Source organism: Ruminococcus sp. B05 (assembly GCF_003628495.1).
Taxonomy (GTDB): Bacteria; Bacillota; Clostridia; order Lachnospirales; family Lachnospiraceae; genus Schaedlerella; species Schaedlerella hominis.
The window spans coordinates 485,388-509,456 of record NZ_RBZR01000001.1; the positions used below are offsets into that span (position 1 = coordinate 485,388).

Annotated in this window: 22 protein-coding genes and 2 tRNA genes; 4 read left to right on the plus strand and 20 right to left on the minus strand. The window is 36.6% G+C overall.

Features of this window, described 5'->3' with window-relative positions; all coding sequences use genetic code 11:
- Positions 1 to 173 precede the first annotated feature (173 nt).
- From D8Q48_RS02035 to D8Q48_RS02085, 11 genes are all read right to left on the minus strand, one after another.
- Entirely contained in the window at positions 174 to 1,370 is a 1,197-nt protein-coding gene (locus D8Q48_RS02035) for an NADP-dependent isocitrate dehydrogenase (RefSeq protein WP_117988987.1), read from the minus strand.
- A 54-nt stretch (positions 1,371 to 1,424) separates the two neighbouring features.
- Positions 1,425 to 2,093 (minus strand): GntR family transcriptional regulator, encoded by a 669-nt coding sequence (locus D8Q48_RS02040; RefSeq protein ID WP_117988986.1) that lies wholly within the window; start codon positions 2,091 to 2,093, stop codon positions 1,425 to 1,427.
- Positions 2,094 to 2,114: 21 nt separating this feature from the next.
- On the minus strand, positions 2,115 to 3,503 hold the full coding sequence (locus tag D8Q48_RS02045) for a 2-isopropylmalate synthase (protein ID WP_117988985.1): 1,389 nt from the start codon (positions 3,501 to 3,503) through the stop codon (positions 2,115 to 2,117).
- A 254-nt stretch (positions 3,504 to 3,757) separates the two neighbouring features.
- Complete coding sequence (locus D8Q48_RS02050; protein WP_117988984.1) at positions 3,758 to 4,924, minus strand: phosphoglycerate dehydrogenase; 1,167 nt, start codon at positions 4,922 to 4,924, stop codon at positions 3,758 to 3,760.
- A gap of 1 nt (position 4,925) precedes the next feature.
- The gene (gene serC / locus D8Q48_RS02055) at positions 4,926 to 6,008 is read right to left on the minus strand and encodes a 3-phosphoserine/phosphohydroxythreonine transaminase (RefSeq protein WP_117988983.1); all 1,083 of its coding nucleotides are present in this window, start codon (positions 6,006 to 6,008) and stop codon (positions 4,926 to 4,928) included.
- 30 nt (positions 6,009 to 6,038) lie between these two features.
- Positions 6,039 to 7,712, minus strand: a complete 1,674-nt coding sequence (gene ilvB, locus D8Q48_RS02060; protein ID WP_117988982.1) for a biosynthetic-type acetolactate synthase large subunit — start codon at positions 7,710 to 7,712, stop codon at positions 6,039 to 6,041.
- Between the two features lie 13 nt (positions 7,713 to 7,725).
- Positions 7,726 to 9,399 (minus strand): dihydroxy-acid dehydratase, encoded by a 1,674-nt coding sequence (gene ilvD, locus D8Q48_RS02065; protein ID WP_022075116.1) that lies wholly within the window; start codon positions 9,397 to 9,399, stop codon positions 7,726 to 7,728.
- 32 nt (positions 9,400 to 9,431) lie between these two features.
- Entirely contained in the window at positions 9,432 to 10,520 is a 1,089-nt protein-coding gene (gene leuB / locus D8Q48_RS02070) for a 3-isopropylmalate dehydrogenase (protein ID WP_117988981.1), read from the minus strand.
- Between the two features lie 228 nt (positions 10,521 to 10,748).
- Complete coding sequence (gene yajC / locus D8Q48_RS02075; RefSeq protein WP_117988980.1) at positions 10,749 to 11,033, minus strand: preprotein translocase subunit YajC; 285 nt, start codon at positions 11,031 to 11,033, stop codon at positions 10,749 to 10,751.
- A gap of 108 nt (positions 11,034 to 11,141) precedes the next feature.
- Positions 11,142 to 12,275 carry a tRNA guanosine(34) transglycosylase Tgt gene (gene tgt / locus D8Q48_RS02080; protein WP_117988979.1) on the minus strand — a complete coding sequence of 378 codons (1,134 nt, stop codon included), beginning with the start codon at positions 12,273 to 12,275 and terminating at the stop codon, positions 11,142 to 11,144.
- A 111-nt stretch (positions 12,276 to 12,386) separates the two neighbouring features.
- Positions 12,387 to 14,132 carry a L,D-transpeptidase family protein gene (locus tag D8Q48_RS02085; protein WP_117988978.1) on the minus strand — a complete coding sequence of 582 codons (1,746 nt, stop codon included), beginning with the start codon at positions 14,130 to 14,132 and terminating at the stop codon, positions 12,387 to 12,389.
- A gap of 210 nt (positions 14,133 to 14,342) precedes the next feature.
- Here D8Q48_RS02085 and aroC point away from each other — a divergent pair, with 210 nt between their 5' ends.
- Positions 14,343 to 15,443 carry a chorismate synthase gene (gene aroC / locus D8Q48_RS02090; RefSeq protein WP_121055224.1) on the plus strand — a complete coding sequence of 367 codons (1,101 nt, stop codon included), beginning with the start codon at positions 14,343 to 14,345 and terminating at the stop codon, positions 15,441 to 15,443.
- A gap of 90 nt (positions 15,444 to 15,533) precedes the next feature.
- Here aroC and D8Q48_RS02095 read toward each other — a convergent pair whose 3' ends face one another.
- From D8Q48_RS02095 to dnaG, 5 genes are read right to left on the minus strand one after another with little or no spacing between them, the layout of a single operon-like run.
- A complete protein-coding gene (locus D8Q48_RS02095; RefSeq protein ID WP_121055226.1) occupies positions 15,534 to 17,204 on the minus strand; it encodes a nucleoside kinase in 1,671 nt (556 codons plus the stop codon).
- Between the two features lie 28 nt (positions 17,205 to 17,232).
- Positions 17,233 to 18,015 (minus strand): Nif3-like dinuclear metal center hexameric protein, encoded by a 783-nt coding sequence (locus D8Q48_RS02100; protein ID WP_121055228.1) that lies wholly within the window; start codon positions 18,013 to 18,015, stop codon positions 17,233 to 17,235.
- Entirely contained in the window at positions 18,005 to 18,718 is a 714-nt protein-coding gene (locus D8Q48_RS02105; RefSeq protein WP_121055230.1) for a class I SAM-dependent methyltransferase, read from the minus strand. The genes D8Q48_RS02100 and D8Q48_RS02105 overlap by 11 nt, the downstream gene beginning before the upstream one ends.
- Before the next feature lie 11 nt (positions 18,719 to 18,729).
- Positions 18,730 to 19,842 carry an RNA polymerase sigma factor RpoD gene (rpoD, locus tag D8Q48_RS02110; RefSeq protein ID WP_117988973.1) on the minus strand — a complete coding sequence of 371 codons (1,113 nt, stop codon included), beginning with the start codon at positions 19,840 to 19,842 and terminating at the stop codon, positions 18,730 to 18,732.
- Between the two features lie 56 nt (positions 19,843 to 19,898).
- A complete protein-coding gene (dnaG, locus tag D8Q48_RS02115; protein ID WP_121055232.1) occupies positions 19,899 to 21,683 on the minus strand; it encodes a DNA primase in 1,785 nt (594 codons plus the stop codon).
- A gap of 244 nt (positions 21,684 to 21,927) precedes the next feature.
- Here dnaG and D8Q48_RS02120 point away from each other — a divergent pair.
- Both D8Q48_RS02120 and D8Q48_RS02125 read left to right on the plus strand, forming a co-directional pair.
- Positions 21,928 to 22,012: transfer RNA gene (locus tag D8Q48_RS02120), tRNA-Leu, on the plus strand.
- 45 nt (positions 22,013 to 22,057) lie between these two features.
- A tRNA-Leu gene (locus D8Q48_RS02125) sits at positions 22,058 to 22,142 on the plus strand.
- A gap of 112 nt (positions 22,143 to 22,254) precedes the next feature.
- Here the strand turns inward: D8Q48_RS02125 and D8Q48_RS02130 are convergent.
- On the minus strand, positions 22,255 to 22,533 hold the full coding sequence (locus D8Q48_RS02130) for a hypothetical protein (protein WP_117988971.1): 279 nt from the start codon (positions 22,531 to 22,533) through the stop codon (positions 22,255 to 22,257).
- Between the two features lie 159 nt (positions 22,534 to 22,692).
- Positions 22,693 to 22,905, minus strand: coding sequence for a helix-turn-helix transcriptional regulator (locus D8Q48_RS02135; protein WP_172696939.1), 213 nt, complete (start codon positions 22,903 to 22,905; stop codon positions 22,693 to 22,695).
- Between the two features lie 167 nt (positions 22,906 to 23,072).
- On the opposite strand from D8Q48_RS02135, the gene D8Q48_RS02140 reads away from it, so the two are divergent.
- On the plus strand, positions 23,073 to 23,408 hold the full coding sequence (locus tag D8Q48_RS02140; protein WP_243116198.1) for a helix-turn-helix transcriptional regulator: 336 nt from the start codon (positions 23,073 to 23,075) through the stop codon (positions 23,406 to 23,408).
- A 51-nt stretch (positions 23,409 to 23,459) separates the two neighbouring features.
- Here the strand turns inward: D8Q48_RS02140 and rplT are convergent, their stop codons facing one another.
- On the minus strand, positions 23,460 to 23,816 hold the full coding sequence (gene rplT, locus D8Q48_RS02145; RefSeq protein WP_022076029.1) for a 50S ribosomal protein L20: 357 nt from the start codon (positions 23,814 to 23,816) through the stop codon (positions 23,460 to 23,462).
- A 30-nt stretch (positions 23,817 to 23,846) separates the two neighbouring features.
- On the minus strand, positions 23,847 to 24,044 hold the full coding sequence (gene rpmI, locus D8Q48_RS02150) for a 50S ribosomal protein L35 (RefSeq protein ID WP_022076030.1): 198 nt from the start codon (positions 24,042 to 24,044) through the stop codon (positions 23,847 to 23,849).
- Positions 24,045 to 24,069 lie beyond the last annotated feature (25 nt).

Consider the following 24,069-nt stretch of genomic DNA (forward strand, 5'->3'; position numbering starts at 1 on the left):
AGTAACAAAGAATGTGCTTTGCACATTCTTGCGCCTGCGGCGGTCGCTTGCGACACCTACATTGTACGCCGCAGTGCGCATCCTTAGCGGAGCGATTTTTATATATTAGGAAAGCACTTTCCTAATATATAAAAAGACACCCTCTCACATCGGATTGGGTGTCTTTCATATATTTATAATCTTTTTGCAATTGCTTTAATAAATTCTTCACTATTGAGAACTGTTGGATTTTCTATTGTAGTAATAAGTGCAAGATCTTTTGTCATCTCTCCTGCTTCAATTGTATCAATTGTTGCCTTGTCAAGACGATCTGCAAATTCCATCAATTCTGCATTTCCATCCATCTCACCACGTTTTCTAAGTGCTCCTGTCCATGCAAAAATAGTTGCTACAGAGTTTGTAGATGTCTCTTCGCCCTTCAGATGTTTGTAGTAATGACGCTGTACTGTACCATGAGCAGCTTCATATTCATAGTATCCATCCGGAGAAACAAGTACAGATGTCATCATTGCAAGGGAACCAAATGCAGAAGAAACCATATCACTCATAACATCTCCATCATAATTCTTACATGCCCAGATATAACCGCCTTCTGATTTCATTACACGTGCAACTGCATCATCAATCAGTGTGTAGAAATACTCAATTCCAGCTTCTTTAAATTTTCCATCGTACTCAGCATCATAAATTTCCTGGAAAATATCTTTAAATGTGTGGTCATATTTCTTAGAAATTGTATCTTTTGTCGCAAACCATAAATCTTGTTTTGTATCTAATGCGTAGTTGAAACAGCTTCTTGCAAAACTTTCGATAGAGGAATTAATATTGTGCATACCCTGTACAATACCCGGTCCGTCAAACTCATGTACGAGTTCTTTTGTCTGTGTGCCGTCTTCTGTTGTATAAACCAATTCTACTTTTCCGGCAGCAGGAATTTTCATTTCAGATCCCTTATATACATCTCCATATGCGTGTCTTGCAATTGTGATTGGTTTTTTCCAATTTTTTACACAAGGTTCGATTCCTTTCACAACGATTGGTGCACGAAAAACAGTTCCATCCAAAATTGCACGAATTGTTCCATTTGGGCTCTTCCACATTTCTTTAAGATCATATTCATCCATACGAGCTGCGTTTGGAGTAATTGTAGCACATTTTACAGCAACCTTATATTTTTTTGTCGCAATTGCGGAATCAATCGTCACCTGATCATTTGTTTCATTTCTATGTTCCAGACCAAGATCATAGTATTCTGTATTCAGTTCAATAAATGGTTCCAGCAAATTCTCTTTAATCATCTTCCAGAGAATTCTTGTCATTTCATCTCCATCCATTTCAACGATAGGTGTTGCCATTTTGATTTTTGCCATTTTTTCGTCCTCCTATGTTTTCTTTTTTCAAACATTTTATTTTTTGAACCAGAGCTATTCTGTTTCGTTATATCCTTGTTTTTTTAAATTCTGAATCACATGCATAATATGTTCATTTGCCAACTGTTCCGCTAAATCTGTATCTTTATCTTTAATCGCACGCAAAATTTGTTTATGTTCTCGAATCGATTTTCTGGCACGTTCTTCAGAAATAACCGAAGATTTTCTGGCGCGCTGTACAAATTTATGAAAATCAATCATTGTACGACTTAAGATTCTACTTCCGCTTGCCTCATAAAGCACTGTATGAAATCTTCCATCTAATACCGTCACCTGCTCTGCATTACTTCTTCCTTCTTTCTTTGTATGAAATTCAGAAAGTAATACAATTTCTTCTAATTCATCCAATTGCTCTTCTGTAATATTTTCCGTTGCCCAACGTGCACACAACCCTTCCAACATAGAGCGTATTGCATAAATATCCATTACATCTTTTGTTGAAATTCCTGTCACGTATGCACCTTTATTTGGAACAATCGTAACAAGTCCTTCTAATTCTAACTGTCTTAATGCTTCACGTACCGGCGTACGACTAACCCCAAGTTCTTTGCCGATGGTATTTTCTCTTAATTCATCATGCTCCTGATATTTCCCTTTTATAATATCTTCTCGGATCTTCTGGAATACACGACTGCTTAGGGAATGATCCTGATAATCTTCCATTCTTATTTGTTGCCTCCCAAGTTACAATATAATATGTAATTTCTCACATATACTATCTATTTTGTCAACTAATTCCTCATCTGTCAAGACCGTAACTCGACCTTCTTCATATTGTTTGTCAACCCATGATTTTAATGTTGTTACAAGCATAGATGTTTTGTCGACCTGTCTCTCTTTTGGCAATTTATAATAAGCATTGATCCAATACGCAATCCCAGCTACTCCGGAAGTATTTGATACAGAAACCAATGCAGGTCTTCCCAAAAATTTATCTGTATCAAATATGTTATAAATTTCTTCGTTTTTCAACATTCCATCTGCATGGATTCCGGCTCTTGTTACATTGAAGTTCTTTCCTACAAATGGTGTTCTTGATGGGACTTTATACCCAATTTCTTTTTCATAGTAATCAGCCAATTCTGTTATCACTCTTGTATCCATACCATCTAATGTACCGCGTAATTGTGCATACTCAAATACCATTGCTTCCAATGGGGTATTTCCTGTACGTTCGCCAATTCCAAATAATGAACAGTTTACTCCGGATGCTCCATAAAGCCATGCAGTAGTTGAATTATTAACTGCTTTATAGAAATCATTATGTCCATGGAACTCAATCAGCTCACTTGGAACGCCGGCATGTACCATCAATCCATAAATAATTCCTGGAATAGATCGTGGGATTACTGCACCCGGGAAATTCACTCCGTATCCCATTGTATCGCACACACGAATCTTAACCGGAATCTGATATTCTTCCATCAGTTTCATCAATTCTAAACAGAAAGGAATAACAAAACCATAAATGTCAGATCTTGTAATATCTTCCAAATGACATCTCGGACGCACTCCTGTTTCCATACATTCACGCACAACTGATAAATAATGTTCCAATGCTTCACGTCGTGTCATTTTTAACTTATAAAAAATATGATAATCTGAACAACTTACCAAAATTCCTGTTTCTTTCAAGCCAATATCTTTAACCAGTTGAAAATCTTTTTTGCTTGCACGGATCCAACTTGTAACTTCTGGGAATTTATATCCTTTTTCAAGACATTTGTAAACTGCATCACGGTCTTTTTTACTGTAAAGGAAAAATTCACTTTGACGAATCTTTCCCTGCGGTCCACCTAAACGATGAAAATAATCATAAATTGTTACAATCTGTTCTGTTGTATAAGGTGCTCTCGATTGCTGTCCGTCACGAAATGTAGTATCTGTAATCCAGATTTCTTCCGGCATATGATGAGGAACAATACGATCATTAAATGCAATCTTAGGAATCTCATCATAATGAAATAAATTGCGGAATACATTTGGTGTTTCCACATCCACGAGCGGATACATATGTTCTTCTAGTTCCAAAAGATTTGTCTGCTTATTCATAAATACTTTTCTATTTTCCATCTGTGCTTTCCTCCAATTCATAAATCATTTACGTCATTACAGTTTCATCAAGACGCAACTTTTGTTGTATTCTGATGGAGCCGTAATGTGTTTACTTTCCAATGCAAGTATTCTTGTATATTTACATTCTTGTATAATTGTATACAATCATGCAATATTTGTCAACACTTTAATGCATAAAAATGCAGAAGTATAACATCGTCTAAGTACCCCGTTATACTTCTGCCTATAATTTTATTCTTATTAAGTTGATATTATTTAATCACTCTAACCTTCAAAACACCTTCGATAGCATTCAATTTTTCTTCCAGTTCCTGCGTTACTTCTGCTTCAACATCAATCATAACGTATGCATACTCTTTTCTACTCTTGTTAGTCATCTGAGAAATATTCATATTTTCCTGTGCAAGCAATGCTGTAAACTGACCTAACATATTTGGAATATTTTTATGAAGAATAGTAATGCGGTGTCCACTCTCTTCTTTTGTTCCCATATTACAATCTGGATAATTAACAGAATGAGTAATATTTCCATTTTCCAGATAATCACGCAATTCTTTTGCTGCCATAACAGCACAATTATCTTCTGATTCCTCTGTAGATGCTCCAAGATGTGGAATTACAATTGCTCCTTTTACTCCTGCAATTTCCGGAATTGGAAAATCTGTTACATAGCGTCTCACTTTTCCTTCTTCCAACGCTTTAATCATTGCTTTTGTATCTACCAGGACATCTCTTGCAAAATTCAATACAACAACATTTTCTTTCATCAACTGAATAGCATCACTATTGATCATCCCTTTCGTGCTATCTAAAGCCGGAACATGAATTGTAATATAATCGCATTCTTTATATATTTCATCTACTGTCTTTGCATGATGAATATTTCTTGAAAGCTTCCATGCAGAATCTACGGAAACATATGGATCATACCCATACACGTCCATCCCAAGATGTACTGCTACATTGGCAACCAATACCCCAATTGCTCCAAGACCGATCACACCAAGTTTCTTACCCTGTATCTCCGTTCCTGCAAATGCTTTTTTTGCCTTTTCAGCTGCTTTTGCCAAATCTGCATCTGTTTCATGTTCTTTTACCCAGTCAACTCCACCGATAACATCTCTGGATGCAAGCAACATACCTGCAATCACAAGCTCCTTTACGCCATTTGCGTTTGCACCTGGTGTGTTGAAAACAACAATACCTTTTTCTGCACATTTATCTAAGGGAATATTATTCACTCCTGCACCTGCACGTGCAATAGCTTTTAAGGATGTTGAGAACTCCATATCATGCATTGCTGCACTACGGACTAAAATTGCATCTGCACTATCAACTGCATCTGTTTTCTGATAAGCTTCATTAAAAATATCTAAACCAATCTGTGCGATTGGATTTAAGCAATGATAATTATACATCTTATAAGTTCTCCTCCTCAAATTTTTTCATAAATGCAACGAGTGCTTCAACGCCTTCATATGGCATTGCATTATAAATGCTGGCACGCATACCACCGACAGTTCTATGTCCTTTCAGATTTTCAAGTCCGGCTGCTTTTGCTTCTTTTACAAATTTAGCATCTAATTCTTCATTTCCTGTTACAAAAGGAACATTCATCAAGGAACGATCTTTTTTAACAACTGTCCCCTTAAATAATTGACTCTGATCCAGAAAATCATAAAGCAATTTCGCTTTCTTTTCATTTCTTTCTTTCATCGCTTCAAGACCGCCCATTTTCTTAAGCCATTTGAATACTTTACCACAAATATAAATGCCATATGCCGGCGGTGTATTATACAAAGATTTTGCATCAGCCTGTGTTTTGTATTTTAACATTGTAGGTGTACCCGGAAGCACGTCATCACGGATCAGGTCTTCACGGATAATAACAATAACCGTTCCTGCTGGTCCGATATTTTTCTGAACTCCTCCGTAAATAACACCATATTTTGTCACATCTACCGGTTCTGATAAAAAGCAGGAGGAAACATCAGCTACTAAAATTTTTCCCTTTGTATTTGGTAGTTCCTTATACTTAGTTCCATAAATCGTATTATTTTCACAGATATATACATAATCTGCATTATCATCGATTGGAAGATCCGAGCAATCAGGTATGTAAGAAAACACTTTATCTTCAGATGAAGCAATTCTGTTTACCTTTCCATATTTTTCTGCTTCCTGTGCTGCTTTTTTTGCCCACTGTCCTGTAATGATGTAATCTGCCACACCATTTTTCATCAGGTTCATCGGAATTGCAGCAAATTGCTGTGAAGCTCCACCCTGCAGGAATAACACTTTATAATTATCTGGAATTCCCATCAAATCTCGCAGGTCTGCTTCTGCTTCTGTAATGATTTCTTCAAATGGTTTCGAGCGATGGCTCATCTCCATAACGGACATTCCTGTTCCCTTATAATCCATCATTTCATCTGCTGCTGCCTGAAGCACTTCCTCTGGAAGCACAGCCGGTCCGGCTGAAAAGTTATACACTCTGCTCATTTTTTGTTCCTCCTATTTCTGCTTTTATTTCTATTTCATATCATCTTCGTCAATTGCATCACTGATTGCTTTTCCTGGTGCAACCATCGGCCATACCTTATCGTCACAGTCAATCTGACAATCAATCAATACTGGTACATTTGCTTTTAATGCCTCTTCGAAAGCTGATTTGAATTCTTCTCTTGATGTTGCACAAATTCCTTTTGCACCCATCGCTTCTGCTAATTTTACAAAGTCAACGCTATCATTTAACACTGTTGCCGAGTAACGCTCTTCATAAAATAAATTTTGCCACTGACGAACCATACCCAAAACATGATTATTAATAACTACCTCAATAATTGGGATCTGATGTCTTACTGCTGTAGCAATTTCATTCATATTCATACGGAAACATCCATCCCCGGCAATATTTATAACATTCTTGTCCGGACATCCCATCTTGGCTCCTAATGATGCGCCAAGACCATATCCCATTGTCCCTAAGCCCCCCGATGTAAGAAGCGTTCTAGGTTCGCTGTATTTATAATACTGGGCTGCCCACATCTGATGCTGTCCTACTTCTGTTGTAATGATTGCCTCCCCATTTGTCTGGCGATAAATTTCTTCTATTATAAATGGTCCTGTCAGTCCGGCTTCATGATATTTTAACGGATATTTTTGCTTATAATCTTTGATTTTTTTAATCCACTCCGTATGGGATTGCTGTTTTAATTTGCTGTTTATTTTACTTAATACTTCTGCAATGTCTCCTACAACTCCTGCAGTAATCAATACATTTTTATTCATCTCTGCAGGATCGATATCAATCTGAAGAATTTTTGCATTTTTTGCAAATTTTGCCGTGTTTCCTGTTACACGATCTGAAAAACGTGCCCCTATTACAACCAATAAATCGCATTCGCTTACACCATAATTTGATGCTTTTGTTCCATGCATTCCAAGCATTCCTGAATAACGTTCATCAGTTCCCGGAAATGCTCCTTTTCCCATTAATGAATCTGTAACAGGCGCATCCACCAAATCTACAAATTCCATCAATTCTTGATTGGCATTAGAGATCACTGCTCCACCACCTACAAAAATAAATGGTTTTTCAGACTTTTCAATCATTGAGACTGCTAAATCAATATCTTCCTCTTTAATTTCTATAGCAGATTTTTTTGCCATTACAGGCTCTGTTTTTATGTATTCTGTTTTCTCTGCTGTGACGTCTTTTGGAATATCAATCAGCACTGGACCCGGTCTGCCACTTCTTGCAATATCAAAAGCTTTCCGAATGGTATCTGCCAAATCATTTACATCTTTTACAATATAATTATGCTTTGTAATTGGCATTGTAATACCCGTAATGTCAATTTCCTGAAAACTGTCCTTACCAAGCAAAGATACCCCTACATTACATGTAATAGCCACTAACGGTACTGAATCCATATAAGCAGTTGCTATTCCTGTTACCAGATTGGTAGCCCCAGGTCCGCTGGTAGCCAGACACACTCCAACTTTCCCCGTAGCTCTTGCATATCCATCTGCTGCATGCGAAGCACCTTGTTCATGTGATGTTAAGATATGACGTATTTCTGAACGATGTTTATATAATGCATCATACACATTAAGAATTGCTCCGCCCGGATAACCAAATACAGTATCTACGCCTTGTTCTTTTAAACATTCAATTACTATTTCTGATCCTGTCAACTGCACCCTAAGGCACCTCCTAATTATTTTTTGGTACTTCCAAAATTGCTCCTCGGTTTCCGGATGTAACCATAGATGCATACCTTGCAAGATAACCTGTTTTCACTTTTGGTTCTCTTGGAACCCATTTTGATTTTCTTTCAGCAAGTTCTTCTTCCGATACATCAAGCTGAATAGAAAGCTCAGGGATATTGATTTTAATAATATCTCCTTCTTCTACCAATGCAATTGGTCCGCCAACTGCTGCTTCCGGAGATACATGCCCAATGGAAGCGCCTCTGGAAGCCCCACTGAAACGGCCATCTGTGATCAGTGCTACTGAGGAACCTAATCCCATTCCTGCAATTGCAGATGTAGGATTCAACATTTCACGCATTCCCGGACCACCCTTTGGTCCTTCATAACGAATCACAACAACATCACCAGCTTTAATTTTACCTCCTTTGATTGCTGCGATAGCATCATCTTCACAATCAAATACTCTTGCCGGCCCTTCATGTACCAACATTTCATCAACCACTGCGGATCGTTTCACAACACTTCCATCCGGTGCAAGATTACCTTTTAAAACTGCTAAACCTCCTGTTGGAGTATATGGATTATCAATTGGGCGTATAACTTCTGGATTTCTATTTACTGCTCCGGCAATATTCTCTCCAACTGTTTTTCCTGTGACTGTTAAACAATCTGTATGAAGAAGTCCTTTTTTATTTAATTCATTCATCACCGCAGGAACACCGCCTGCTTCATTTAAGTCTTCCATATATGTCGGACCTGCCGGTGCAAGATGACAAAGATTTGGTGTTTTCTCGCTGATTCCATTTGCAAAATCAATCTCAAAATCCATTCCAATCTCATGTGCGATTGCAGGAATATGAAGCATGCTATTTGTAGAGCAACCCAACGCCATATCTACTGTCAATGCATTCAAAATTGCATCTTCTGTCATAATATCTCTTGGTCGGATATTATTTCTCACAAGTTCCATCACCTGCATTCCTGCATGTTTTGCAAGCTGGATTCTTGCAGAATAGACTGCTGGGATTGTTCCATTTCCAGGAAGCCCCATACCAAGAACTTCTGTTAGACAGTTCATACTGTTTGCTGTATACATTCCTGAACATGATCCGCATGTCGGACAAACTTTATTTTCAAATTCACAGACATCTTCTTCTGTCATCTTGCCTGCTGCATAAGAACCGACTGCTTCGAACATACTTGACAAACTTCTTTTTTCGCCCTTTACATGACCTGCAAGCATTGGTCCTCCACTTACAAAAATAGTAGGAATATTTACTCTTGCAGCTGCCATAAGTAATCCTGGCACGTTTTTATCACAGTTTGGAATCATAACCAAACCATCAAACTGGTGTGCCATTGCAAGTGCTTCTGTCGAATCTGCTATCAGATCTCTTGTTACCAGAGAATATTTCATACCGATATGTCCCATAGCAATTCCGTCGCATACTGCAATTGCAGGAACCATAATTGGCGTACCGCCAGCCATTGCAACTCCTAATTTTACAGCTTCTGTAATCTTATCCAAATTCATATGTCCCGGAACAATCTCATTATAAGAACTTACAACTCCGATCAATGGTCGTTCTAATTCTTCCTTCGTTAATCCAAGTGCGTTAAACAAAGAACGATGTGGTGCCTGCTGCATACCTTTTGTTACTGTATCACTTCTCATGACAATTCATCCTCTCTTTTTATGACTTTTATCTATTTTGTAATATATGAACAGATTTTATCTCCCATTTCTGCTGTTCCAATCTGTACTTTTCCTTCTGATATAATATCAATTGTACGATATCCGTCTTTTAATACGTTCTCTACAGCATTTTCAATAGCATCCGCTTCTTGATCCAGATCAAATGAAAAACGAAGCATCATTGCTGCTGAAAGAATCGTTGCGATTGGATTGGCAATTCCTTTTCCTGCAATATCAGGTGCTGATCCGCCGCTTGGTTCATACATTCCAAATTTTGTTTCATTCAGACTTGCTGAGGCAAGCATTCCTATGGAACCAGTCACCATACTTGCTTCATCTGAAAGAATATCTCCAAACATATTCTCTGTTAAAATAACATCAAACTGGCGTGGGTTTTTCACAAGTTGCATTGCACAATTATCTACAAGCATGTGTTCTAAAGTTACTTCCGGATAGTCTCTTGCAACTTCTTCTACAACTTTACGCCACAATCTGGATGAATCCAACACATTTGCCTTATCTACACTCGTAACTTTTTTACGACGTTTCATCGCAATATCAAAACCACGCTTTGCAATACGTCGTATTTCATCTTCTGTATATGTCAGAGAATCTGTCGCTGTTAAAACACCATCTTTCTCTTTTGTCGAACGTTCTCCAAAATACAAGCCACCAGTCAGTTCACGCATAATCATCATATCAAAGCCGCCCTCTGTAATTTCTTCTTTTAAAGGACAGGCTCCTTTTAATTCGTCGTATAACACCGCCGGTCTTAGATTTGCAAACAGATTCAATGCTTTTCTAATCTTTAGCAGACCTGCTTCTGGTCGTTTAGATGGCTCTAGTTTGTACCAAGGTGATGTCTTAGCATCTCCACCTATAGATCCAAGTAATACTGCATCACTATTCTTTGCAAGTTCAATTGTCTCATCCGTCAGCGGAACTCCGTATGTATCAATCGATGCTCCTCCCATTAAAAGTTGTGTATAGTCAAATTCATGTCCGTATACAACACCGACTTTATCTAACACTTTCATTGCTTCATTTACAACTTCCGGTCCGATACCGTCTCCTTTAATCACACCAATTTTCAGTTTCATATTGTTTCACCCTTCCATAAATAAAATGGTTTATCCGTTTGTCACGGATCATATATTCTACATTTAATTGCTCGAATGTACTTATAATAACGTATTTTTGCTTTCGTTTCAACCCTTTAATTCGTAAAAGTGTTGCATAATTATAAAAAAGAAGCAATAAAAAGTGAATATTCGATAAATTTCTGTAACAAAAAAAGGATGAAAAGCTTAACTTTTCACCCCTTTAACTTATGCTTCTGTAGATGTTCCTGGCTTCTCAAGCTGTGCAATTGCAGCTTTCTGCATTGGAATACGGCAGTTTTTATTGTTACCGAATTCTACAATCACATCCTCTTCTGAGATATCAATAATAACACCATAAAAACCACTTGTTGTTAAAACTGTATCTCCGACTTCCATTGTTGAAAGCATTGCCTGAATTCTCTTCTGTTCTTTTTTCTGAGGTCTCATAAGTAAGAACCACATTGCACCAAGAATTACAACATAAATTAAAATAATTCCAATTCCTTGCATGATATATCCTCCTATATTAAAAAGCAATACTATTACTATACACATAAATCAACTATTCTTCAAGTTAATTTTTGTTTTTTCTTTGCCTTTTTATAATTTTTTATATTTTTAGTCTAATGGTTGTGACATATTATCTAATTTGCGCTTTTTGTATGCCTGATACTCTCCTGCATCAATAGCATCTCTTATTTCTTCCATCATTGTGTTATAAAAATACAAATTATGTAGTACACAAAGTCGCATACCTAGCATTTCTTTTGCTTTCAAAAGATGACGAATATATGCCCTGCTATAGCTTCTGCATGCCGGACACTGACATCCTTCTTCTATCGGACGATTATCAAGTTCAAATTTCGCATTAAACAAATTCAACTTGCCATGATTCGTATAAACATGCCCATGACGTCCATTACGGCTTGGATATACACAGTCAAAGAAATCAACCCCTCTGTCAACTGCTTCTAATATATTAGCCGGTGTTCCAACCCCCATCAAATATGTTGGTTTATTTTCAGGCAATACCGGAACAACTGCATCTAAAATGCGATACATCTCTTCGTGGCTTTCACCCACTGCCAGACCGCCTACCGCATATCCAGGTAAATTCAGTTTTGAAATCTGTTTTGCGTGTTCAACTCGAATATCTTCGTATACGCCGCCTTGGTTTATTCCAAACAGCAACTGTTGCTTGTTGATTGTATCCGGCAATGAATTTAGTCTTTCCATTTCATCCTTGCATCGTTTCAACCAGCGTGTTGTACGTGCAACAGAATTTTCCATGTATCTACGATCTGCAACACTTGATGGACACTCGTCAAATGCCATTGCTATAGTAGATGCAAGATTGGACTGAATCTGCATACTCTGCTCAGGTCCCATGAAAATTTTACGTCCATCGATATGGGAATGGAAATGCACCCCCTCTTCTTTAATCTTTCTTAAATCTGCCAGAGAAAATACCTGAAATCCGCCCGAATCTGTCAAAATCGGTTTGTCCCAGTTCATAAACTGATGTAAACCACCTAATTTCTTTACAACTTCATCTCCTGGGCGCACATGTAAATGATAGGTATTAGATAATTCTACCTGCGTTTTTATCTGGCGCAAATCGTCTGTAGACACTGCCCCCTTAATTGCTGCTGCTGTTCCTACATTCATAAATACCGGTGTTTCAATTGTCCCATGTACTGTATGAAAACGACCGCGTTTTGCTTTCCCATCTTTTTTTAATAACTCGTACATAATCTCCTCTTTCTAAAATAGGACAGCTGTTTTCAAAGAAGCTGTCCTATTTTACTTTTTCTTATATAATTCTAAATGAACATGAAATACAACTTTAAATGTATAAGTTCCCTAATTATGAACAATTACCGGAGTCCCCACTGATATTACATTATATAATGCTGCTGCCATATCAAGCGGCATGTTAATACATCCATGTGAACCTAATCCATCCCGATAGAGTGTTCCTCCAAAAGCAGGCTGCCATATCGCATCATGAAAACCAATACCACTCCACGTGACACGCATCCAATACGATACCGGTGTCTCATAAATTGGCTTTCCGGTAACCGGATTATCTTCTCCAACCAATGTTTTATTTAAAGATTTCTCCAAAATATCATATACTCCCAAGGTTGTTTCTTTTTCCGGAATCGGCTCCCCGGTAACGACATCTGTCTCCAACACAACAGAACCCCCTGAAATATACCACATATGCTGTGCTGAAATATCTACTTCTGCATAAGTATCCCCCCAGTCTTGTGCACTATGTGATGCTGCAGTCTGATAATATGCCGGTTCTTTTGTAACAACTTCTCCATTCTTAATACTGTTTGTCAATGCTGTAAATTCAGTATCTTCATCAATTGACCAGCCATATGTTCCGCCAGAAACTTCTACTGTTTTTCCTGTAGGCGTCGTAATTGTTCTAGTAGCTCCTACTGTATCATATTTATCTCCGAATGCTGTTAACCAGTCTCTGACTGCATTCTCATTAAAAGAAACTTTCATATTATCATCTACTGTTACCCAGCTATTAATAACAGATTTATCAACAACTACATTCTCTGTCATTGTATATGTAATACTTGCCTGCAAGTACTTGTTCATCTCATCGCAAGCCGCTTTTACCTCTTTTGAATTAGAAGTATAAACAGGTCTCTTATAACACCCTTCTTTTTCCATATCAAGCTCTGACTTAAACTCTGTAATATATTGATTGATCTTTTCATTCAATACATCTCTGTCTACCGCTGTTCCTATTTCTTCCGGCTCAATTACAAATTGATTCCCATCAAATTTAGGATATGCTGATTTAGGCTCTATTTGTTCACGCGTTACTGTTTGCAGATTCTGAATCTCCTGTTGCAATTTGCTCTCATCATATGAAACCTCCAGTTCAATCTGACAAGATTTCTTAGAAAAAATACCAGTTGGCCATAAAAAAGCATTCTGGTCTTTAATTGCAGCTTCGGCTTCATCGGATGCTTTATACTCCAGATCGATCGTATCACCTTCAATGATATCGACTGCCTGCTCCATCTCCAGCACTGTTAAACTGTAATTTTTCACTTGATCCTTCATATATTTTTCAACATCTGCTGCTGTTTTCATAGAAAAATCATGACCGTTAATCTCGGTATTTATATAATAATGCGACATAAAGAAAATCGATATTCCCAAATAAACAATTGCAATCACACCTGCTATTGATCCCAGTGTTATCCACAATAATTTTTTCCCTTTTTTATTTTTTTCCTTATCTGTCTTATCATCCAAATTTATAATCTCACTTGTGAAGTCATCTTGGGATGTAAATAAATCTTCATTTTCTGATTCAGCATCCCATTCTTCTATATTATCATTTTCTACCTCTTCAGAAACTTCTTCACCCTGAACATCTGCTTCTGTAAAATCATTCTCCTCGGTTTCTGCACTTTCATCGACCTCTTCAAATGCATCATCATCATTTTCCAAATCATCGTCTACTTCTTCAAATGCATCATCCTGAACTTCTGTGAATTCATCTGTTTCTTTAAAATCAGTATTGTTGATTATCTTTTCTTTATCACTTTTAGTTATCTTTTTTTGTTTCATGTTGTATCTCCCCTTTTATCAATCAACATCTAGGCTCAATTATATTATGAATTTCTGCAATTGTACAGTGAAATCTTGAGGTTTTATCAAAATTCAAATTTTCTTAAAAATTTCATCTCAATTAGTAATTGCATGTTCATTTTTCTTCTTATATAATAAGCTATATGTTTTTTAATGAAATATTCCACAAACATAAGGAGGAGATTTTATATGAGTGGCTCAATATATGGACGTTTATTTCAAGTTTCTACCTGGGGTGAATCTCATGGCGCAGCAATCGGGGTTGTAATTGATGGATGTCCTGCCGGACTGAAACTTCAAGAATCTGATATACAGGCTTTTCTAAATCGCAGAAAACCAGGACAAAGCAAATACACAACTATGAGACAGGAAACAGACCAGGTTGAAATATTATCAGGTGTATTTGAAGGATATACAACTGGTACGCCAATCTCTTTGATGGTACGTAATCAAGACCAACGTTCTCGCGATTACAGTAATATTGCCTCTGTATATCGACCGGGACATGCCGACTATACATTTACACAGAAATATGGCTTTCGCGATTATCGCGGTGGAGGCCGTTCTTCCGGAAGAGAGACTATTGGACGTGTTGCTGCCGGTGCTGTAGCATCTGCTTTACTAGATGAACTTGGTATACATATTTGCACTTATGCAAAATCTATCGGTCCTATCTGTGTTGATGAATCAGACTATCATTACAATGAAATTAATGAAAACAAATTATATATGCCTAATAATGAGATTGCCAAACACGCCTCTGAATATCTTGATAAGATGCTTGAAAATTCAGATTCTGCCGGTGGTATTATTGAATGTTGCGTTGAGGGACTTCCTGTTGGAATCGGCGAACCTGTTTTTGATAAACTCGATTCCTGCCTTGCACAAGCAATATTCTCCATTGGTGCCGTAAAGGCTTTTGAAATTGGAGACGGGTTTCATGTTGCAGAATTAAATGGAAGCACAAATAATGATGCTTTTTATGTGAAAGATAACGAAATCCATAAAAAAACCAATCATTCTGGTGGTGTATTAGGCGGTATGAGTGATGGGGATACTTTAATTTTCCGCACTGCTATAAAACCTACTCCTTCTATTGCACAACCGCAACAGACAGTCACTGACAACAAGAAGAATACAGAATTAGTTATCAAAGGAAGACATGACCCGATTATTGTTCCTCGGGCTGTCGTTGTAGTAGAATCCATGGCTGCCATAACAATCGCAGATTTACTTTTGCAAAACATGCATAGCCGTCTGGATGGAATCAAAAAATTTTATCTCAGTTGAGAAGATTGTTAAACAACTGCATATTTAATACCAAAAACGAGTCCAGGCAATTTTCTCAACGAAAAAATTACTTAGACTCGTTTTTTTGATTTATACACGGAAACAGCCGCCTCCGATAAATTCTCGTAGCAATGAATTCGTCGGAACATTTTCATTGCTTATTCCTATAAAATAATCGAAAAACTTTAATAATCTTTTCGCTTCAATATATTCAGGAGCATGTTTATCAACTCCAAACAATAATGGTTCTACATATTGCTTAAGCACGGCTAATTCATACACAAGGGATGAATTAAACATCACATCCGCTTCTTCCTGAAATGGAAAAATATTTTCCTCTTCTCCTTTTCTGACTGAATTCCACATTGCAATTGTTTTAGTGGCCGAAGTTCCACGTGTTTCAGCATCTCTTACAATACGACGTATCAATCTTCCATCTGTTGATGGAATACGATTGTGTTCATCTATATTCAACTGTGTAAGTGCACTAATATAAATTTTAAATTTATTATTATCATTCAGATTTTCTGTTAATTTTGGATTTAGGCAGTGGATTCCTTCTATTACTAAAATATCATTCTCACCTAATTTTTTCGGTATTGTTGAATAGTTACGCATTCCTGTCTTGAAATCAAAAATCGGAAGATATACTTTTTCTCCATTTAAAAGTGCTGTCATATCTTCATTAAACTTTTTTACATCAATTGCTTCTAAGCATTCAAAATTATAATTACCATCTTTATCTTTTGGAGTATTTTCACGATTTACAAAATAATTGTCTACTGCAATCGGATGCGGCGTAAGTCCATTCACTTTAAGTTGAATGGACAGGCGATGGGAAAATGTCGTCTTTCCGGAAGAAGATGGCCCTGCTATCAGCACAAACTTTATTTCTGGATGTTCTGCAATCTGCTCTGCGATTTCTCCGATTTTACGTTCCTGATATGCTTCTTGAACAAGTACGATTTCACGCATATCATGCTTTGTAATCATATCATTTAAAGCTCCAACTGTATCGATTCCCTGTAAATCTCCCCATTCAATAGACTCATTCTGAACTTTAAATAACTTTTCACGAGGTTCAAATTTAGGAACATACGCTGAGTCGCTTATAGTCGGAAATTGAATCACAAATCCTTTCCCATATAAATGAAGTGAAAAATTTCTTAAATATCCGGTATCCGGTACCATATATCCATAATAATAATCTTCAAATTCATTAATACTATAGATATTCACTGTAGATACTCTACGATATTCAAACAACTGCTCCTTATCATACATTTTATGTTTATGAAACAGTTCTATCGCTTTTGAAGTTGGTATCGCCTTCTTTTTTATTTGAATCTTCTGCTCTGCCATCTCATGCATTCGAGCATCAACACAAGTTAAAAACTCATCATTAATCGTAATTTCACCATCTACTGTACAATAATATCCCTTACTTACTGAAAAATGTATTCGAACGCGCTCAACCTTATCATGACCTCCTATATCGTGAACCGCTTTTACAAGTAGAAAACACATGCTTCGTTTATAAGTTTCAAACCCGGCTTTATCTGCAGTTGTAATAAAGCTTAGTTTTACGTCTTCCTCCACTGCTTTACTCAACTCTTGCAAGCGATTATCTCCTATAACAGCCAGTACAATTTGATGGTCATAATACTTTTGAAAATCCCGTGCTATTGTCTGATATTTTGTACCTTCCTTATATTCAATAACTTTATCATCAACTGTTACTTTACACATTCTTTCTTCCATCTTGCACTCACCTTTCTCCTGCTCACACCTATACAACTTGAAATGGATGTGATATAGGTTCTGTTATAATTTCAACTCCCGGACATCGCTGTGATAAATATTTTTTCATATCATCTACAAAGATATATTCTGTTCCATAATGACCTGCATCGATAATCGCAAGTCCCTGTTCCATAGCATCTAAGCCTTCGTGGTGCCCTATATCTCCTGTAACAAGCACATCAACATTATGTTTTAATGCTACTGCTATCTCACTCTTTCCAGATCCCGGAGAAATTGCGACTTTCGTGATTTCCTTGTCTAAATCTCCAAATACTTTTATATTACTAAGCACTAATTTTTCCTTCACATAATCGCAAAAAGACCTTAAACTCATAGTTGATTCTAATAATCCGACACGACCGATACCCTGTGAAATCCCGAAAAATTCTCCTGTAACATCTAAAACTTCTGTTTCTTTTAATTGCAATATTTCTTCTGACAGATCTGCCATCCCCAGTACATCATAATTTGTATGCATTGCATAATATGCTATGTCATCCTGAATTAGACGTAAAATCCTCTTCCCGACAAAATCTTGATCCGTAATAGATTTTAACGGTGAAAAAATCAACGGATGATGTGTGATCAACATATCAACATCTTGTTTTTCTGCAAGTTCTATCACTGGAGTAGTAGCGTCTAAAGCTAAAAGTATTTTTGATACTTTTTTTGTACTACGTCCTGCCTGTAGTCCTACATTATCAAAATTTAATGCAGCCTCTTTCGGATAGTTTTCTTCTATTGCTTCTATGATTTCTTTACATTGCATAGTATTTCAACCCCTCCTCGATTTGGAAAAGTTCTTGATTTAATTCTGCTTTTCGCTCAGAAATATGTATGCCTTCTACTTGTTCTAACTTACTTAAAATATCTTTTCTAATGCCAGACTCTCGTTCGAGAAATTGCTTTAAAATTGGATTTTTTTCTTCCAGCAGTAGTTTTCCATAACGTATTTCTATCTCTGACCAAAATGCTGGTTTTATTTCTTCTATTTTTTCAGGTGGAATTACTTTCATCATCGGATAATATTTCCCATCATCTAAAACCATATTCTCTTCTATGAATAAAAAGCCTTTCTCTAAAAGAAAGGTTCTCACTTTAAACACTTCTGATTGTGGCTGCAGGATGCATTCTTTCAAGGAATTTGTTTTATTAAAATCCTCATTTAAAATATTAATCATCAAATTTCCGCCCATTCCTGCAAGAATGACTGTGTCCACTTCACCCTTTTGTAAATGTTGCAATCCATTAGACAAACGTGTTTGTATCTGATTTTCCAATTTATTTTCTTTAATATGTTCTGTTGCACGATCCAACGGACCTTCATTAATATCCATAGCCACCGCTCTTTGAACAATTCCTTTTTCCACAAGATAAATTGGGATGTAGGCATGGTCTGTGCCTACATCCGCAATTGTATATCCTGGTGTTACCAGATCTGCAACCGCCTGCAGTCTCTTTGATAATTCCATATGATATCCTCTTAATCTAAATAATCACGAAGTTTTCTACTTCTGCTTGGATGACGAAGTTTACGAAGTGCCTTCGCTTCAATTTGACGAATACGTTCACGTGTTACATCAAATTCTTTTCCTACTTCTTCCAATGTTCTTGCACGTCCGTCATTCATCCCAAAACGAAGTCTTAAAACTTTCTGTTCTCTTTCAGTCAAAGTATCAAGCACTTCATCTAACTGTTCTTTTAATAAAGTCTGAGCTGCTGCTTCTGCCGGAACAGGAACATTGTCATCCTGAATAAAATCTCCTAAATGACTGTCTTCTTCTTCTCCGATAGGTGTTTCTAAAGAAACTGGTTCCTGAGATATTTTTAATATCTCTCGCACACGATCTACCGGCATGTCCAGTTCTTTTGCAATCTCTTCCGGCGTTGGTTCACGACCAAGTTCCTGAAGTAATTGACGTGACACACGAATCAATTTATTAATTGTCTCTACCATATGAACAGGAATTCGGATTGTTCTTGCCTGATCTGCAATAGCACGTGTTATAGCCTGACGAATCCACCATGTAGCATAAGTACTGAATTTATAACCTTTGTGGTAATCAAATTTTTCAACCGCTTTGATCAAACCAAGATTACCTTCCTGGATCAAATCTAAAAATAACATTCCTCGTCCTACATATCTCTTTGCAATGCTGACAACCAGACGAAGGTTCGCCTCAGCAAGCTCTTTTTTGGCTTCTTCATCGCCTTCTTCCATGCGCTGTGCCAGCTCAATCTCTCGTTCAGCACTTAAGAGCGGTACTTTACCGATTTCCTTTAAATACATACGAACAGGATCCTCTACACTAACTCCATCCGGAACTGAAAGATCAATATTCTCGACATCTACATCTTCTTCATCCGACATGATCGCATCCAAATCCACATCATCGTCATCATCCGAATTAATACGTAATACGTCAATGTTGTTCGCTTCAAGATATTCAAAAACCTTTTCCATTTGTTCCGTTGACAAATCCATATCACGGAAAAAATCATTGATTTCTTGAATTTCAAGAATACTTTTCTTTTTCTTGCCTAGGGCAACCAATTCTTTCAGGCGCTCTAAAAATTTCTGTGTAATATCTTCCATGTGTCCTTCCTTCCTCTATCTGCATCGTCATACAGATATCTTGTTTTATTTTATCCTTAATCTAGAGAAATATGCAACTTTCCAATGTTCTGAAGCTTTCTCTTCGACTCCATAAGTCGCTGTAATCCAACCATATCTGTTGGATTTAAATTCATTGTTTGATGATCAATACTGTTATTCTTAACTTTTATTATTGTTTCTTTTATGGCACGATCTTTTTCTTCCTCGGTAGTTAACTCCCGTATACGAGTATTAAACAATGCCGCCACTTCCCTATGTTCTTCCTCTTCCGTAAAATGATTCAATATCCTTGCCGGATTTAATTCTCCTAAATGATATTGCTCATATAATAATTCGGCTACTTTTTGATAAATTGTTTCTGTAAAATCCTCCGGAGTAACATACTCCTCAATTATCTGGAACAACTTAGGCTGGTCAATCAACCATGTAAGCAAAATCTTCTGTGCTCTCTTATTCCCGTCTTCCTTTTTTAATACTGAATCTTTATTTTGATTCAAATTTTTAGGTCGCTTCGTAGGACTTGCCAAACCTTCTTTAATTGCCGTCTTTGTGACAAGTTTTTGAAGACTGTCTGGATTTACACGATATACTTTTGCAACAGCTTCTATATAGTTATTACGCTCCAGCTCATCCTCAAACTCTATTAAGCGTTTTGCTGTTTCCTGAAAAAAGGCTGTTTTTTCTTCTGGAGATTCCATATCATAATTTTTTGACAATATTTCCAAACTGAACATAAAGCCGTTCCTGGCATTTTCAATCCTTTTTTCAAACTCCTCTGCACCTAAATTTTTAATAAATTCATCTGGATCCTTATATGGATCCATTCGGATAACTTTTGCTGCAATCCCAGCTTCTCTCATAATCGGTACTGCCCGAAGTGCAGCGCGCGTACCGGCATCATCGCTATCATATGTAAGATATACTTCACTTACATATCGTTTGATCAATGAAGCATGTCCTGATGTCAACGCAGTTCCTAAAGACGCAACTGCATTCGTAAATCCTGCCTGATGAAGTGAAATAACATCCATATAACCTTCACAAACAAGGAAATATGATTTTCTCGATGTACGTGCTCGGTTCAATCCATACAAATTTCTGCTTTTATCAAAAACAGCTGTTTCTGGGGAATTTAAATATTTTGGCTTTGCATCTCCCATAACCCGGCCACCAAATCCAATTACTCGACTATTTGCATCCATGATTGGAAACATAACACGATTCCAAAACTTATCATAAACTCCATTTTTTTCATCAATATTAATCAGCCCTGCCTGGCGGATCAATTCTTCACTATAGCCTTTACGTTTAAGATAATTGTACAGATCATTACTATACTTTGTTGCAAATCCAAGCCCAAAAGATTTTATGGTCTCTTTTGAAAGTCCTCTATCCGTCAAATAATCATAAGCAACTGCACCTCGTTCAGATTTTAACTGAACATAATAATATTGTGCAGCAATCTTATTGATTTCCAACAAAGTTGCTTTCAAATCAGCTCGTTCCTTTGCTTCTTTTGAATATTCCTCTTTAGGCAGTTCTACTCCTACACGCTCTGCAAGATATTGAACAGCTTCAAGGAAAGAATAATTCTCATATTCCATAAGAAATGTAAATACTGTCCCGCCAGCCCCACAACCAAAGCAATAATACATCTGCTTGTCTCTGCTTACAGAAAAAGACGGGGACTTTTCATTGTGAAACGGGCAAAGTCCAAAATAAGAACTTCCTTTCTTCTGAAGTCGTACATAATTGGAAATGACATCTACTATATCGTTTTTCATTCTGATTTCTTCTATTAGCTCTTCCGAATAATACATGATCTCCTCCTTTGTATACTCTCCATAATATTATATTCGACAAAACTTTCAAATTTCCTTTATTTTTTTATTTTTTATTTTCCCACAGTATTATTATATTCATTAGCAATTGAACATTTCCTTATTTTTGTAATTTCAAAAATTTTTCAAAAAATTTAAAAAAATCAAAAAATGTGTTGACATTCTTCTCAACTCATTGTATTATACTATTCGTGGCGTGAGTACAGCTACGAAAACAAAACAAGCGGAAGTGTCGGAACTGGCAGACGAGCAAGACTAAGGATCTTGTGATCAATGCGATCGTGTGGGTTCAAGTCCCATCTTCCGCATCTATTTCATAGATTATTTGTTTTACATGTACTTATTTACCATATGCGGAAGTGTCGGAACTGGCAGACGAGCAAGACTAAGGATCTTGTAAGCATTGCGCTTGTGTGGGTTCAAGTCCCATCTTCCGCATTTAACTTATCCCGAAAAATGCTGATAATTGCAGTGTTTTCGGGATTTTTTATTACTCAATTTAGCAAAAAGGGGCAAAAAAAGGGGCAGAGTTTTTTCTCTGCTCATTTTTTCATTCAACTATTTTATTATTCATGTTTTCCACTTCTGTTTCTACTACTTCATTCGGAATTATTTCTTTTTTGTCATCAGACATATGATTCACAATTTGTCGAGAACCTTTAAAAACTCTTCTTTTACCATCAGCCTTTGTATATCCAAGTATATATCTTCCATTCTCTACATCATTTTTCAAATATTGAACAGCGTATCTCATATCATCAATTCCCAATTGCACACTTGCCACACATTTGCCATCTTCATCTTCAAAAAACCATGTCACTTCTTCCATCTTATTTCGGCCTCCTCATCTGTCTTGAACTTATAAATTTTGTATCCACAAACAATCATATCTTTTTCTACGGATACTAAATAAACTAAACTCTTTTATATTATACATCATTTTCTATATGCATTACAAGACTGACATCATATCATAATAACCGACAACCTATAACTTTACATTTCTTGTCAAATCTTCAATTGATACTCTAAAAAACGATGCAAGTTCCAGCAAAATATAAATATTAGGAACAGAACGGCCCGTCTCGTATGCAGATAACGTCTGCCGGCGAATATTCAATTGTGCCGCAACTTCTTCCTGGTTCATATCATTTATTTCACGTACTCGTCTTATATTCTTTCCAATTGTATTATTTAACATTTTCATCACCCGTTTGTATTTTAACATTTGTTTCTTGATTCGTAGTATATTAATCCTATATTTGTTCTTTATACATTAACTATGAGTATGTTTATACTCTTATATCGGATAGCACAATGGAAAATATTGGATAAAATAGATAGTATAACATGAAGGAGTGTAAAATTGTGCAGAATCGTGTAAAAGAACTTCGAAAAGAACGAAATATACTTCAAGAAGAATTGGCTGCAAAGCTAAATGTTTCTCAACAAACTATCAGCCGGATAGAAAACGGAACATCTTCTCTCCCAGCAGATATTTTAATTGATCTGTCAAAATTTTTTGATGTATCTATTGACTACATACTTTGTTATTCAGATGCCCGTCACACCATGGAATATCAACTGGAATACAAGCAGATGTCGGAGCGAAATTATCAATTATGTCGTGCATATGAACGTTTAGACAAAAGCAATCAAACTCTTATCTTTCAGCTTGTAGAGCAATTATCAAAACCAGAATAAAAAAAGAAAGGGATCGAAAATCGAACCCTTTCTTTTTTATTCTGGTTAAAATTAAGCAAGTTTAGATTTAGCAACTTCTGCAAGTGTTGCAAATCCTTCTTTATCGTTTACTGCAAGCTCAGCAAGCATTTTTCTGTTCATCTCAACACCTGCAAGTTTCAGTCCATACATAAATTTGCTGTATGAAAGACCATTCATTCTTGCTGCTGCATTGATACGAGCGATCCACAGCTGTCTCATCTGACGTTTGCGCTGTTTTCTTCCTGCGTATGCAGATGTAAGAGCTCTCATTACAGACTGTTTTGCAACTCTGTACTGTTTTGAACGTGCTCCTCTATATCCTTTAGCAAGTTTTAATGTTCTATTGTGTTTCTTTTTTGCGTTCATTCCGCCTTTAATACGTGCCATTTCTTAATCCTCCTTCAATACTTTCAAATCTTACAGATATGGTAAAACTTTCTTCATGTTCTTTACGTTTGTTGCATCTGTGATTGTAGACTTTCTAAGATTTCTTTTTCTCTTAGTTGTCTTCTTTGTTAAGATATGGCTCTTGTAAGCTTTATTTCTTTTCAGTTTTCCTGTTCCTGTTGCTTTGAAACGTTTTGCTGCCGCTCTATTTGTTTTAATTTTTGGCATGATGATTTCCTCCTTTATCGTTGCT

Coding starts and splice junctions, on each gene's coding strand:
- D8Q48_RS02035 (WP_117988987.1), bottom strand. CDS start 1,370: ATGGCAAAAATCAAAATGGCAACACCTATCGTTGAAATGGATGGAGAT.
- D8Q48_RS02040 (WP_117988986.1), bottom strand. CDS start 2,093: ATGGAAGATTATCAGGATCATTCCCTAAGCAGTCGTGTATTCCAGAAG.
- D8Q48_RS02045 (WP_117988985.1), bottom strand. CDS start 3,503: ATGGAAAATAGAAAAGTATTTATGAATAAGCAGACAAATCTTTTGGAA.
- D8Q48_RS02050 (WP_117988984.1), bottom strand. CDS start 4,924: ATGTATAATTATCATTGCTTAAATCCAATCGCACAGATTGGTTTAGAT.
- serC (WP_117988983.1), bottom strand. CDS start 6,008: ATGAGCAGAGTGTATAACTTTTCAGCCGGACCGGCTGTGCTTCCAGAG.
- ilvD (WP_022075116.1), bottom strand. CDS start 9,399: ATGAGAAGTGATACAGTAACAAAAGGTATGCAGCAGGCACCACATCGT.
- leuB (WP_117988981.1), bottom strand. CDS start 10,520: ATGAAACTGAAAATTGGTGTGATTAAAGGAGACGGTATCGGACCGGAA.
- yajC (WP_117988980.1), bottom strand. CDS start 11,033: ATGCAAGGAATTGGAATTATTTTAATTTATGTTGTAATTCTTGGTGCA.
- tgt (WP_117988979.1), bottom strand. CDS start 12,275: ATGTACGAGTTATTAAAAAAAGATGGGAAAGCAAAACGCGGTCGTTTT.
- D8Q48_RS02085 (WP_117988978.1), bottom strand. CDS start 14,132: ATGAAACAAAAAAAGATAACTAAAAGTGATAAAGAAAAGATAATCAAC.
- aroC (WP_121055224.1), top strand. CDS start 14,343: ATGAGTGGCTCAATATATGGACGTTTATTTCAAGTTTCTACCTGGGGT.
- D8Q48_RS02095 (WP_121055226.1), bottom strand. CDS start 17,204: ATGGAAGAAAGAATGTGTAAAGTAACAGTTGATGATAAAGTTATTGAA.
- D8Q48_RS02100 (WP_121055228.1), bottom strand. CDS start 18,015: ATGCAATGTAAAGAAATCATAGAAGCAATAGAAGAAAACTATCCGAAA.
- D8Q48_RS02105 (WP_121055230.1), bottom strand. CDS start 18,718: ATGGAATTATCAAAGAGACTGCAGGCGGTTGCAGATCTGGTAACACCA.
- rpoD (WP_117988973.1), bottom strand. CDS start 19,842: ATGGAAGATATTACACAGAAATTTTTAGAGCGCCTGAAAGAATTGGTT.
- dnaG (WP_121055232.1), bottom strand. CDS start 21,683: ATGTATTATTCGGAAGAGCTAATAGAAGAAATCAGAATGAAAAACGAT.
- D8Q48_RS02130 (WP_117988971.1), bottom strand. CDS start 22,533: ATGGAAGAAGTGACATGGTTTTTTGAAGATGAAGATGGCAAATGTGTG.
- D8Q48_RS02135 (WP_172696939.1), bottom strand. CDS start 22,905: ATGTTAAATAATACAATTGGAAAGAATATAAGACGAGTACGTGAAATA.
- rplT (WP_022076029.1), bottom strand. CDS start 23,816: ATGGCACGTATTAAAGGCGGAATGAACGCAAAAAAGAAACACAATAGA.
- rpmI (WP_022076030.1), bottom strand. CDS start 24,044: ATGCCAAAAATTAAAACAAATAGAGCGGCAGCAAAACGTTTCAAAGCA.